Below are 14,584 nucleotides of genomic sequence, written 5' to 3'. Positions count from 1 at the left end.
TGACCAACCTTCGGATCGAGGCAGGGGCCACCCGATGAGCGACGACAAGCTGCGGTACTTCCTCAAGCGGGTGACCGCAGACCTGCACGACACCAAGCGCAAGCTGCAGACCGTCGAGGCCCGGGATCAGGAGCCGCTGGCCATCGTCTCCATGAGCTGCCGCTTCCCCGGTGGCGTCCGGTCGCCGGAGGACCTGTGGGAGCTCGTCGCCGACGGCCGGGACGCGCTCACCGAGTTCCCCGACGACCGGGGGTGGGACCTGGAGGCGCTCTACGACCCCGATCCCAACAAGCCGGGTAAGAGCTACACCCGCATCGGTGGGTTCCTCGACGGTGCCGGCGACTTCGACCCGTCCCTCTTCGGCATCTCCCCGCGTGAGGCCCTCGCCATGGACCCGCAGCAGCGGTTGTTGCTGGAGACGTCCTGGGAGGCCGTCGAGCGGGCCGGCATCGACCCGCTGTCGCTGCGCGGCAGCTCCACCGGTGTCTTCGTCGGGCTGAGCACCTCGAACTACGGCATGGGTCTGCCGCACGTGCCCGAGGGCGTCGACATGTACATCGGCACCGGCAACACCACAAGCGTCGCGTCCGGCCGGATCTCGTTCACCCTCGGCCTCAACGGCCCGGCCGTCACCGTGGACACCGCCTGCTCCTCCTCGCTGGTGGCCCTGCACCTCGCCGTGAACGCGCTGCGCCGCGGCGAGTGCGACCTGGCCATCGCCGGTGGCGTAACCGTCATGGTCACCCCCGGTGTGTTCGTCGTCTTCTCCCGGCAGCGCGGCATGTCCGTCGACGGCCGGTGCAGGGCCTTCGCGGCCGGCGCGGACGGCACCGGCTGGGGCGAGGGCGGCGGCGTGCTCGTCGTGGAGCGGCTGGCCGACGCCGAACGCAACGGCCACCCGGTCCTCGCCGTGATCCGGGGCAGCGCCCTCAACCAGGACGGCGCCTCCAACGGGCTCACCGCCCCCAACGGCCCCTCCCAGCAGCGGGTCATCCGCCAGGCCCTCGCCAACGCCCGGCTCTCCACCGCCGACGTCGACATGGTCGAGGCGCACGGCACCGGCACCACCCTCGGCGACCCGATCGAGGCGCAGGCGCTCATCGCCACGTACGGGCAGGACCGCCCGGCGGACCGGCCGCTGTGGCTGGGCTCGGTGAAGTCGAACATCGGCCATACCCAGAGCGCCGCCGGCGTCGCAGGTCTGGTCAAGATGGTGATGGCGCTGCGCAACGGCGTCATGCCGGAGACCCTGCACATCGACGAGCCGTCCCCGCACGTGGACTGGACGGCCGGGGCGGTCTCCCTGCTCACCGAGTCCAAGCCGTGGCCGGAGCTGGACCGCCCCCGCCGCGGCGGCGTCTCCTCCTTCGGGGTCAGCGGCACCAACGCCCACGTCATCCTCGAGGAGTACCGCCCGCGCGTCGCCGAGGCGGCGACCGTCGACGGCGAGCAGGCGGACGGGACCGGCGCCGTCGAGCCCGCGCGCCGGCCGGACCTGGTCGCCTCGGACGTGACCCTCTGGCCGGTGTCGGCCCGGTCGAGGACCGCCCTGGGCGGGCAGGCGGCCCGGCTCGCGGACTTCCTGCGCAGGCGCGGCGAGATCGATCCGGCGGCGGTCGGCTGGTCGCTGGCCACCACCCGCTCGACGTTCGACCACCGTGCCGCCGTCGTCGGGTCGACCGCCGACGAGCTGCTGGCCGGGTTGGACGCCCTCGCCGCCGGCCAGCCGGCAGGGAACCTCGTCACCGGTACGGTCACCAGCGCCGGCGCAGGTCCCGTCTTCGTGTTCCCGGGTCAGGGGGCGCAGTCGGCGCGGATGGCGGCCGGGCTCGTCGGTCGTACGCCGGTGTTCGACGCGAAGCTGGCCGAGTGCCAGCGGGCCCTGGCGCCGTACCTCGACGTGGACCTCATCGCGGTGTTGACCGGTGACGACGAGTCGTGGCTGGAGCGGGTCGAGGTCGTGCAGCCCGTGCTGTGGGCCGTCGGCATCGCCCTGGCGGCCGTGTGGCGCGCGGCGGGCGTCGTCCCGGACGCGGTGATCGGTCACTCGCAGGGCGAGATCGGCGCGGCCTGTGTCGCCGGGATCCTGAGCCTGGAGGACGCTGCGAGGGCAGTGGCGTTGCGGTCGCGGGCGCTGACGGTGCTGCGGGGGACCGGGACGATGGCGTCGATCGACCTGTCGGCCGACGCGGTTGCCGAGCGCCTGGGGGAGTTCCCGGGTGTCGGTGTCGCGGCCGTCAACGGGCCGTCCACCGTCGTGGTGTCCGGTCCGCCGCAGCCCGTGGCCGACCTCGTGCAGGCGTGCCAGGCGCAGGGCGTCCGCGCCCGGCTGATCCCCGTGGACTACGCGTCGCACTCCGAGGCCGTGCAGCAGGTGGCCGAGCAGCTTCGCGCGGATCTGGCCGGTGTCAGTCCGCGGGCCGGCCACACCCGGCTCGTGTCCACTCTCACCGGGGACTGGGTCGACCCGGCGGTGATGACCGCTGACTACTGGTACGACAATCTGCGGCAGACTGTGCTCTTCGACGCGGCCGTGCGGACGGCTGTGGCTGCCGGGTACACCACGTTCGTCGAGATCAGTCCGCATCCGGTGCTGGCGATGCCGGTGACTGCGATTCTTGACGACGCCGGTGTGAGTGGGCACACCATCGGTAGTCTGCGTCGTGGTGACGACGACGTGACCCGGTTGCTGACCAACCTGGCCACCGCGTACACCGTCGGCCTGCCCGTCGACCTGACGAAGGTGCTCCCGGCCGCGGCGACCGTCGACCTGCCCACCTACGCCTTCGACCACCACCGGTACTGGCTCGACGGCAGCGGCGGGCCCGACCTGGAGAGCCTGCTGTCGGGCATGAGCGGCGACCCGGGCGACGCGGGCTTCTGGGCCGCCGTCGAGAGCGGGGACGTCACGGCCCTCGCCGAGACCATCGCCACCGAGGAGACCCCGGCACACGAGGTCCTCGACGCGCTGCTGCCGGCCCTGCCGATGCTCGCCTCCTGGCGCCGGCAGCGGCGCCGGCAGGCCGACATCGACAGCTGGCGCTACCAGGACACCTGGAAGCCGCTGACCGGCGTCGCCAACCGGGGCATGGACGGCACCTGGGTCGTGGTCCTGCCGACCGGCGACATCATCGAGCCATGGCAGGACGCCTGCGTCGAGGCGTTCGCGGCGGCCGGCGCGACCCTCGTCCCGGTGGCCGTCTCCACGCCCGACGTCGACCGCGACCAGTTCGGCAAGCTGCTGCGGGAGGCGCTGGCCGCCGCACCGGGCGGCGACGCCACCGCCGAGGTCACCGGCGTGGTCTCGCTGCTCGCCTTCGACGAACTGGCCCACCCGCTGCACCCCTCCGTGCCCGGCGGCTTCGCCGCCACCGTCGCGCTCTTCCAGGCCCTCGGCGACATCGGCCTGCGCGCGCCGATGTGGAGCGTCACCTCCGGCGCCGCGTCCGTCGGTATGGCCGACCTGCTGCGCTCCCCGGTGCAGTCGCTGGTCTGGGGCTTCGGCCGGGTCGCCGCGCTGGAGCACCCGCAGCGCTGGGGCGGGCTCGTGGACCTGCCCGAGGCCGTCGAGGACCGCTGCGCCGACCTGCTCGTCGCGGCCCTCACCACCGCCGGGGACGAGGACCAGATCGCGGTACGGCCGACTGGCCTGCTCGCCCGCCGGCTCACCCGCGTCCCGCTCGGCGACAGCCAGCCCGCCAACCCGTGGCAGCCGTACGGCACGGCGCTCGTCACCGGCGGCACCGGCGCGCTCGGTGGGCACGCCGCCCGCTGGCTGGCCCGCAGCGGTGTGGAGAACATCGTCGTCGTCAGCCGCAGGGGCATGGCCGCACCCGGTGCGCAGCAGCTCGTCGACGACCTCACCGCGCTGGGCGCCCAGGCCGTCGTGGCCGAGTGCGACGCCTCCGACCGCGAAGCCCTGGCCGAGCTGATCGACCAGATCCCCGCCGAGTACCCGCTCACCGTGGTCGTGCACGCCTCCGCCGTCCTCGACGACGCCATGATCAACGACATCCGGCCCGAGCAGATCGAACGGGTGCTGCAGGCCAAGGTCGACGTCGCGTACAACCTGCACGAGCTGACCCTCGACCACGAGCTGTCCGCGTTCGTCATGTTCTCGTCCTTCGCCGGCAGCGTGGCCAGCTCCGGCGTCGGCAACTACGCCCCGAGCAACGCGTTCCTCGACGCGCTGGCCCAGCACCGTCGCGGCCTCGGCCTCACCGCCACCTCCATCGCCTGGGGGGCGTGGGCCGGCGGCGGTATGGCCGACGGGCCGCTCGGCGATCTGCTGCACCGCCACGGTGTACCCGAGATGACCCCGGAGGCGGCGATCACCGCGCTGCACCAGGCCGTGGACCACGGCGAGGCGTTCCTCACCATCGCCGACATCGCCTGGGAACGGTTCTCCGTCGCGTTCACCGCCACCCGGCCCGGTCCGCTGATCAGCGACCTGCCGGACGTCCGGCGGCTCGCCGCCGCCGAGGCGGTGGCCAGTGTGGAGGTCGGCGACGGCCCGGAGTCGTTGCGGGACCGGCTCGCCGGGCTGCCCGCCACCGAGCGGTTCGCCGTGCTGCTCGGCCTGGTCCGTAGCCAGGTCGCCGCCGTGCTCAACTACCCGTCCGCCGAGTCGGTGGACGAGCATCGGGCGTTCCGGGAGCTGGGCTTCGACTCCGTCACCGCCGTCGAGCTGCGTAACCGGCTCGGCTCGGCCACCGCCGTGGCCCTCCCGGTCACCCTGGTCTTCGACTACCCGACCCCGACGACCCTGGCGGAGTACCTCTACGCCGAGGTCGCCCATGACGACGTGGTCACCCCGAACGCGCTCCTCGACGATCTGGACCGGATCGCCGAGGGCCTCGACGTGGTCGCGCGGGACGAGGCGGCCCGGGTGCGGGCCACCGTACGCCTGCAGGCGATGCTCTCCCGGCTCGGCCAGGACAGCGGCGGCGCCGACATCGGTCGGCATCTCGACGACGCCACCGACGATGAACTGTTCGCGATGGTGGACAAGGACCTCGGCATCTCCTGACCCCAGCTCCAGCTCTCTCCCGTCTCTTTCGAGGAAGCGGCACTCCGATGGCCAATGAAGACAAGCTCCGCGATTACCTCAAGCGGGTCATGGCTGATCTCCACGACACCCGCCGCCGACTCAGCGAGGCCCAGTCCCAGGAACTGGAGCCGGTGGCGATCGTGGCGATGAGCTGCCGGTTGCCGGGCGGGGTGCGCAACCCCGACGACCTGTGGGAGCTGTTGCGGGAGGGCCGGGACGCCGTCGCGCCCTTCCCCGACGACCGGGGCTGGGATCTGGAGCGCCTCTACCACCCCGACCCCGACCACCCGGGCACCTCGTACGCCCGGGAGGGCGGGTTCGTCGACGGGGCCGGCGACTTCGACTCCGCCTTCTTCGGCATCTCGCCCCGCGAGGCGCTGACCATGGACCCCCAGCAGCGGCTGCTGCTGGAGACCTCCTGGGAGGCGGTAGAGGCCGCCTGTATCGATCCCGCCTCGCTGCGCGGCAGCCGGACCGGGGTGTTCGTCGGCACCAACGGGCAGGACTACGGCACCCTGCTGATGATGTCGCCCGACGGCGACGAGGGGCACTCGATGACCGGGGGCGCGGCGGCCGTCGCGTCGGGCCGGGTGTCGTACGCCCTCGGGCTCGAAGGACCGGCCGTCTCCATCGACACGGCCTGCTCGTCGTCTCTGGTGGCGCTGCACCTCGCCGTGCAGGCGCTGCGGGCGAGGGAGTGCGACCTGGCGCTGGCCGGCGGGGTGACGGTGATGGCCACTCCGGGCCTCTACATCGGATCCAGCCGGCAGCGCGCACTCTCCACCGACGGGCGGTGCCGGTCGTTCGCCGCCGCCGCCGACGGCGCCGGGTTCTCCGAGGGGGTCGGCTGGCTGCTGGTCGAGCGGCTGTCGGACGCCCGCCGCAACGGCCACCGTGTCCTGGCGGTGGTACGCGGCACGGCCGTCAACCAGGACGGCGCGTCGAACGGGCTGACCGCGCCTAACGGGCCGGCGCAGCAGCGGGTCATCAGCCAGGCCCTCACCTCCGCCCGGCTCTCCACCGCCGACGTCGACGTCGTGGAGGCGCACGGCACCGGCACCAAGCTGGGCGACCCGATCGAGGCGCAGGCGCTCATCGCCACGTACGGGCAGGACCGTGGCGAGGCCCCGCCACTGCTGCTCGGCTCGGTGAAGTCGAACATCGGCCATGCCCAGGCCGCCGCGGGCGTGGCCGGCGTGATCAAGCTGGTGCTCGCCATCCGGCACGGCCTCGTGCCGGCGACGCTGCACGTCGACGCGCCGTCTCCGCACGTCGACTGGGCGGCCGGCGCGGTGGAACTGGCCACGGAGGCACGCCCGTGGCCCGAGACGGGCCGGGTACGCCGGGGCGCCGTCTCCTCGTTCGGCATCTCCGGCACCAACGCCCACGTGATCATCGAGCAGCCGACCGAGCCGGTCGAGCCGGGTGTTGTCGAGTCCGTGTCCGGGTCCGGTCTGGTCGCTTCGGATGTGGTTGTCTGGCCGGTGTCGGCGCGGTCGAGGGCTGCGTTGGCTGGGCAGGTTGTCCGGCTCGCGGGGCACGTGCGTGAGCGGGGTGAGGTCGATCCGGTGGCGGTGGGGTGGTCGTTGGCGACCACCCGGTCGGCGTTCGATCATCGGGTGGTCGTCGTCGGGTCGTCTGCTGAGGGGTTGCTCGCTGGGCTGGACGCTTTCGCTGCCGGTGAGCCGGCGGGGAATGTGGTCGCGGGGGCGGCGTCGGGTCCGGGTGCGGGTCCGGTTTTCGTGTTTCCGGGTCAGGGTGCGCAGTCGGTGCGGATGGCGGCGGGCCTGGTGGGTCGTGTGCCGGTGTTCGACGAGTGTTTGGCCGAGTGCCGGCGGGCTTTGGCGCCGTATCTCGATGTGGATCTCGTGTCGGTGCTCACGGGTGAGGACGAGTCGTGGCTGGAGCGGGTCGAGGTCGTGCAGCCGGTGCTGTGGGCCGTCGGTGTCGCTCTGGCGGCTGTGTGGCGCGCGGCGGGTGTGGTGCCGGAGGTGGTGATCGGCCATTCGCAGGGTGAGATCGGTGCGGCGTGTGTGGCGGGCATTCTGAGTCTGGAGGATGCGGCGAGGACGGTGGCGCTGCGTTCGCGTGCTCTGGCCGTGCTGCGTGGTACGGGGACGATGGCGTCGGTGGACCTGCCGGTCGACGCGGTGGCCGAGCGGCTGCCCGCGTTTGCGGGTGTCGGGGTCGCGGCGGTCAACGGTCCGTCCACCGTCGTGGTGTCCGGTCCGCCGGAGCGTGTCGCCGGCCTTGTGCAGGCGTGCCGGGCCGAGGGTGTCCGTGCCCGGTTGATCCCGGTGGACTACGCGTCGCATTCACCCGCGGTGCAGGAGGTCGCCGAGCAGCTCCGCGCGGATCTGGCCGGTGTCAGTCCGCGGGCCGGTCATACCCGGCTCGTGTCCACTCTCACCGGGGACTGGGTCGACCCGGCGGTGATGACCGCTGACTACTGGTACGACAATCTGCGGCAGACTGTGCTCTTCGACGCGGCCGTGCGGACGGCTGTGGCCGCCGGGCACACCACGTTCGTCGAGATCAGTCCGCATCCGGTGCTGGCGATGCCGGTGACTGCGATTCTTGACGACGCCGGTGTGAGTGGGCACACCATCGGTAGTCTGCGTCGTGGTGACGACGACGTGACCCGGTTGCTGACCAACCTGGCCACCGCGTACACCGTCGGCCTGCCCGTCGACCTGACGAAGGTGCTCCCGGCCACGGCCACCGTCGACCTGCCCACCTACGCCTTCGACCACCACCGGTACTGGCCCGCGCCGCCGCTCTTCCTCGCCGCGGCCGACGCCGCCCCGGACATCGACCGCTGGCGCTACCGGGTCACCTGGCGAGCCCTGCCCGACCTGCCGCTGACCTGGCTCGCCGGCACCTGGCTCGTGCCGGTGCCCGCGGCGCTGGAAGACGACCCGCTGGTCACCGACGTGCTGTCGGCCCTCGGCAACTTCGGCGCGGACGTCGTCCCGGTGGAGCTGGACGCCACCGGCGATCCGGCGGCGCTGGCCGAGCGGCTCAGCGCCGCGCTCGCCGGCCCCGGCGGACCCGTCGCCGTGCTCTCGCTGCTGGGCCTGGACGAGCGGGCGCACCCGGAGCACCCGGCCACCTCGCTGGCCGTCTCGGGCACCGCCCTGCTGGTGCAGGCGCTCGGGCTGCTCGGCGTCGAGGCGCCGCTGTGGTGCGCCACCCGGGGAGCCGTCGTGGCCTGCGCCGACGACCCGGCGCCACGCCCCGCCGCCGCCTCCGTCTGGGGGCTCGGCCGCGCCGTCGCCCTGGAACACCCCGCCCGCTGGGGCGGCCTGCTCGACCTGCCCGACGTGCTCGACGCGCAGGCCGGCGCGCTGCTCTGCGCGGCGCTCGGCGCCAGCGGTGGCGAAGACGCCTTCGGCGACGACGGCGCGGAGCAGTCCGGCCGGGGCGAGGACCAGCTCGCCGTCCGCGCCTCCGGCGTCTTCGTCCGCCGCCTCACCCGGATCACCGAACCCGAGCCGGCCGCCTCCGGCGACGCGGACGACACCTGGCGGATGCGCGGCACCGTGTTGATCACCGGTGGCACCGGCGGACTGGGCGGGCATCTGGCCCGCTGGGCGGGCCGCTCCGGCGCCGCGCACGTCCTGCTGGCCAGCCGGCGCGGCCCGGACGCCCCGGGCGCCGCCGAGCTGGAGGCGGAGCTGACCGACCTCGGCGTACGGGTCACAGTGGCCCGCTGCGACGTCGCCGACCGGGCACAGGTGGCCGATCTGCTCGCCGCCGTCCCCGCCGACGCCCCGCTGAGCGCCGTGCTGCACACCGCCGCCGTCCTCGACGACGGCATCGTCGACACCGTCACCGCGCAGCGCCTGCACACAGTCGCCGCGTCGAAGTGCGTCGCCGCGCTGCACCTGGACGAGCTGACCCGCGACCTCGACCTGGACGCCTTCGTGCTCTTCTCCTCGGTGGCCGGCACCACCGGCAACGCCGGGCAGGGCGCGTACGGGGCGGCCAACGCCTTCCTCGACGCCCTCGCCGAGCGGCGCCGGGCCGAGGGACTGCCCGCCCTCTCGGTGGCCTGGGGTGCCTGGCGCGGGGCCGGCCTGCCCGCCGAGAACGAGCGCGCCCAGGAGCGGCTGCGCCGGGGCGGCATGATCGGCATGGACCCGGAACTGGCCGTCGAGGCCCTTGCCCGGGCGCTGCGCCGCGACGAGCCCACCACAGTCGTCGCCGACATCGACTGGGCCCGTTTCGCCCCCGCGTTCACCCTGGTGCGGCCCAGCCCGCTGATCGGCGACCTCGCCGAGGCCCAGGAGGCGACGCAGCCGGCCGGGCAGGAGGCCGCCGAGGAGGAGACGGACGTACCGTCGGCCCTCGCCCGGCGGCTCGCCGCGCTCGCGCCGGGGGAGCGCGCCGCGACACTGCTGGAGCTGGTGCGGCAGTGCGCGGCGACGGCCCTCGGCTACGGGGCCGCCGACGACATCCCGGCCACCCAGCCCTTCCGCGACCTCGGCCTGGATTCGCTGACGGCAGTCGACATGCGCAACTTCTTGGCCGCCGCCACCGACCTGCGGCTGCCCGCGACGCTCGCCTTCGACTATCCGAACCCGACGGTGCTCGCCGCGCACCTCGGCGAACTGCTCACCGGGATCGTGCCCGACGTGTCCACCCCCGCCCCGGCCACCGCGGCCGAGGACGACGACCCGATCGCCATCGTGGCGATGAGCTGCCGCCTGCCGGGTGGGGCGGACACCCCGGAGCAGCTGTGGCAGCTCCTCGCCTCCGGCGGCGACGCCATCGGGGAGTTCCCCACCGACCGGGGCTGGGACCTGGACCGGCTCTTCGACTCCGACCCGGACAAGGAGGGCACCAGCTACGCCCGGGAGGGTGGCTTCGTCACCGGCGCCACCGACTTCGACGCCGGCTTCTTCGGCATCAGCCCCCGCGAGGCCCTCGCCATGGACCCGCAGCAGCGACTGCTGCTGGAGGCGTCCTGGGAGGCGATCGAGCGGGCCGGGATCGACCCGCACACGCTGCGCGGCAGCGCCACCGGCGTCTTCGTCGGCACCAACTACCAGGACTACCGCAACCTGATGTTCAGCGCCGAGGGCGCCGAGGGGCACCTGATGACCGGCAATGCCGGCAGCGTCCTCTCGGGCCGGGTGTCGTACACCCTCGGGCTGGAGGGGCCCGCCGTCTCGGTGGACACCGCCTGCTCGTCGTCGCTGGTCGCGCTGCACTGGGCCTGCCAGGCGCTGCGCCGCTCGGAGTGCTCCCTCGCCCTGGTCGGCGGTGTCACCGTCATGTCCACCCCCGGGGTGTTCGTCGGCTTCAGCCGGCAGCGGGGCCTCGCCCCGGACAGCCGGGTCAAGGCGTTCGCCTCCGCCGCCGACGGCACCGGCTGGGGCGAGGGCCTCGGCCTGCTGCTCGTCGAGCGGCTCTCCGACGCCCGCCGCAACGGTCACCCGGTGCTCGCGGTCATCCGGGGCAGCGCCGTCAATCAGGACGGCGCTTCCAACGGCCTCACCGCCCCGAACGGGCCGTCGCAGCAGCGGGTGATCCGGCAGGCGCTCGCCAACGCCGGCCTCGCCCCGGCCGACGTGGACGCCGTCGAGGCGCACGGCACCGGCACGAAGCTCGGCGACCCGATCGAGGCGCAGGCCCTGCTCGCCACGTACGGCCGGGAGCGGCCCGCCGAGCAGCCGCTCTGGCTCGGCTCGATCAAGTCGAACATCGGTCACACCCAGGCCGCCGCCGGTGTCGCCGGGATCATCAAGATGGTGCTGGCGCTGCGGCACGGCTACCTGCCGCAGACCCTGCACGTCGACGAGCCGACCGACCAGGTGGACTGGAGCGTCGGCGCGGTCGAACTGCTCGGCGAGGGCCGCCCCTGGCCGGTCACCGACCACCCGCGCCGCGCCGCCGTCTCCTCGTTCGGCATCAGCGGCACCAACGCGCACACCATCCTGGAGCAGGCCCCGGAGCCGGTCGAAGCCGAGCAGCCGACGGGTGACCCGGCGCGGCTGCCGGTGGTGCCGGTGCTGCTGTCGGGCCGTTCGGCGTCCGCGCTGGCCGCCCAGGCGCAGCGCTGGTCCGAGCAGCTCACCGGGCTGGAGGCGCCACGTACGGTCGACGTCGGCTGGTCGTCGGCCGTCGCCCGGGCCGCCCTGGAGCACCGGGCCGTCGTGCTGGCCACCGACCGGATCGCGCTGGATGCCGGGCTGCGCGCCCTCGGCACCGGCAAGGACGCGCCGCTGGTGGTCACCGGCGTGGCGGTGCCCCGGCCGAAGGTGGCGTACCTGTTCTCGGGGCAGGGCGCCCAGCGGGCCGGGATGGGTCGCGAGCTGGCCGAGGCGTTCCCCGTCTTCGCCGCCGCCCTGGACGAGGCCTGCGCCGCCCTCGAAGCGCACCTGCCCCGCCCGCTCAAGCCACTGCTCTTCGCCGAGCCCGACACGCCCGAGGCCGAGGCGCTGGACCGCACCGAATTCACCCAGCCGGCGTTGTTCGCCGTGGAGGTGGCGCTGTTCCGGCTGTTCGAGGCGTGGGGGGTCTGCCCCGACGCTGTCGCCGGGCACTCGATCGGCGAGATCGCCGCCGCCCACGCCGCAGGTGTGCTCTCCCTGGCCGACGCCGCTGAGCTGGTCGCCGCCCGGGGCCGGCTGATGCAGGCGCTGCCGGCCGGCGGGGCGATGCTCGCCGTCGCCGCCACCGAGGCCGAGGTGACCGCCACGCTCGGCGAGCGGGCCGACCGGGTCTCCGTCGCCGCCGTCAACGGCCCCTCCGCCGTCGTGGTGTCCGGGGCCGGTGACGCCGTCGAGGAACTGGCCTCCGAGTGGGCCGGCCGGGGCGTCCGGGTCCGGCGCCTGACGGTCAGCCACGCGTTCCACAGTCCACTGATGAATCCGGTGCTCGACGACCTCGCCGCCGTCGCCGGACGGCTGCGGTACGCGGCTCCGAGCATCCCGATGGTCTCCACCGTCACCGGCGCGCCGGTGACGGTGGAGATCGGCACGCCCGACTACTGGGTGCGCCACGCCCGCGAGGCGGTACGCTTCGCCGACGCCGTCGTGGCACTGCGCGAGCGCAACGTCACCGGCTACGTCGAGATCGGTCCGGACGGGGTGCTCACCGCCCTCGCCCAGGCCGTCCTGGCCGAGGCCCCGGCCGGCGGCCGGGCCCCACTGGTGGTGCCCGCCCTGCGCCGGGACCGCGCCGAGCCGACCACCCTGCTGCGCGCGCTCGCCGCGCTGCACACCCACGGCGTCTCCCCGGACTGGTCCGTCCTCTACGCCGGCACCGGCGCCCAGCGGGTCGAGCTGCCCACCTACGCGTTCGACCGGCAGCGCTACTGGCCGGAGCCGCCGCCCTGGGCCGCCCTCGTGGCCGCCGACGAGGCCACCGAGGTCGAGCGCCGCTTCTGGGCCGCGGTCGAGGCCGAGGACCTCGAGTCGCTGGCCCGCGACCTCGACGTGCACCGCGACCAGCCGTTCGGCACCGTGCTGCCCGCCCTGTCGGCGTGGCGCCGGCGCGGCCGGGAGCAGGCCCTGGTCGACGGCACCCGTTACCGGGTGGTCTGGGAGCCCATCGCGGAGACCCCGCAGGAGCAGGACCCCGGCCGGTGGCTGGTGCTGCTGCCCGCCGACCGGGCGGACGACCCCGACCTGCACTCCTGCACCTGGGCCCTGGGCGCCGAGGTGAGCATCGTGCCCGTGGACACCGCCGCCGACTCCGAGGAGCTGTGCGGCGGGTTCGCCGACGTGCTCACCGAGGCACTCGGCGCGGGCGACGGGCCGCTGTCGATCCTGTCCTTCCTCGGCCTGGACGACGCCCCGCACGCCGAGCACCCGGCGCTGCCGCGCGGCCTCGCCGCGACCGTGCACCTGCTCCAGCAGCTCGTCGACCTCGACGCCTCGGTCCGGCTCTGGTGCGTCACCCAGGGCGCCGTCGGCCTCGGCGACGGCGACGCCCCGGCCAACGCGCGGCAGGCGATGCTGTGGGGCCTGGGCCGGGTGGCCGCGCTGGAGCAGCCCGCCCGCTGGGCCGGGCTGGTCGACCTGCCCACCGACCTGGAGCCGTGGACGGCGATGCGTCTCGGCGGCATCCTCACCGGCGGCGGCGTGGAGGACCAGCTCGCAGTCCGCGAGTCCGGGGTGCTGGTGCGGCGGCTCGTACCGGCCACCACCGACGGGGAGCTCACGCCGTGGCAGCCCCGGGGCACGGTGCTGATCACCGGAGGCGCCGGCGCGCTCGGTGGGCACGTGGCCCGCTGGGTGGCCGCCGAGGGCGCGCAACGGGTGGTGCTGACCAGCCGGCGGGGGACCGACACCCCGGGCGCCGCCGAGCTGCTCTCCGAGCTGGCCGGGCTCGGCGTGGACTGCCGGGTGGTCCGCTGCGACGCCGCCGACCGCGCCGCCGTGGCCGACCTCCTGGCCGATCTCCGGCGGGAGGGGCCGCCGCTGCGCGCGGTGGTGCACGCCGCGGGGGTCAGCGAGGTGGTGCCGCTGGCCGACACCACCCTGGAGGACCTGGCGTACGTCATCGCCCCGAAGGTCAGCGGCGCCGAACACCTCGACGAGCTGCTCGGCGACGCCGAACTGGACGTGTTCGTGCTCTTCTCGTCCATCTCGGCGGTGTGGGGCAGCGGCGGACAGGGCGCGTACGCGGCCGGTAACGCCTACCTGGACGCGCTCGCCGAGCGGCGACGCGGCCGGGGCCTGGCGGCCACCTCCATCGCCTGGGGACCGTGGACCGAGTCGGGCATGTACACCGAGGGTGCGGCGGAGCAGCTGCGTCGCCGTGGCCTGCAGGTGATGCCACCCGGTGTGGCGATGGCCGGGCTGCGGCACGCCCTGGCGGCCGGCGACAGCTGCGTCACAGTCGCCGATGTCGACTGGGCCACCTTCCAGCCGCTGTTCACCTCGCTGCGGCCCAGTCCGCTGCTGGCCGACCTGCCGGCCGTACGCGGACTGGCCGCCACCCCCGCCGAGGCGCCGGACGCGGTCGCGCCCGGCTCCCGGGATCTGCTCGCCGGGCTGCGGGCGCTGCCCGACGACGAGCGGCGGGCCGCACTGCTGGAGATGGTGCGGGTCGACGCGGCGAAGGTGCTCGGCCACCCCTCGGCCGACGCGATCGAGACCGACCGGGGCTTCCTGGACCTCGGCTTCGACTCGCTCACGGCCGTGGAACTGCGCAACCTGCTCACCGCGGCGACCGGGCACGACCTGCCCACCACCGTCGTCTTCGACTACCCCACCCCGGACGGCCTGGCTGGCCACCTGTACGAGCAGCTCTTCGCGGGCGGCGAGGGGGACGACGGCGACGGCGGCGACGAGGAGTCGGTGCGCCGGGCCCTCGCCGCGATCCCGCTCGACGAGCTGCGGCAGGCGGGCCTGCTCGACCAGCTGCTCCAGCTGGCCCGTACGAGTGCCGGCACGCCGGCCGTGGCGCCCGCCGTCCCGGTCACGTCGCCCGCACCCGAGACCCAGATCCGCGAACTCGACGTCGCCGGCCTGGTCCGGATGGCCCTGGAAGGCTCCGACTCGTGACCCGGCCGGCCCT

The 14,584-nt window shown here is 74.4% G+C and carries 2 protein-coding genes; both read left to right on the top strand.

Features of this window, described 5'->3' with window-relative positions:
- Positions 1-34 precede the first annotated feature (34 nt).
- Positions 35-5,029, top strand: a complete 4,995-nt coding sequence (locus BFV98_RS07680; RefSeq protein WP_071095627.1) for a type I polyketide synthase — start codon at positions 35-37, stop codon at positions 5,027-5,029.
- Complete coding sequence (locus tag BFV98_RS07675; RefSeq protein WP_369830075.1) at positions 5,026-14,571, top strand: type I polyketide synthase; 9,546 nt, start codon at positions 5,026-5,028, stop codon at positions 14,569-14,571. The genes BFV98_RS07680 and BFV98_RS07675 overlap by 4 nt, the downstream gene beginning before the upstream one ends.
- Positions 14,572-14,584: the final 13 nt, after the last annotated feature.

This window comes from Micromonospora sp. WMMB235, assembly GCF_001855515.1.
Taxonomy (GTDB): domain Bacteria; phylum Actinomycetota; class Actinomycetes; order Mycobacteriales; family Micromonosporaceae; genus Micromonospora; species Micromonospora aurantiaca.
Note: the sequence above shows the minus strand (reverse complement) of the source record. Positions and strands in the feature narration are given on the sequence as shown.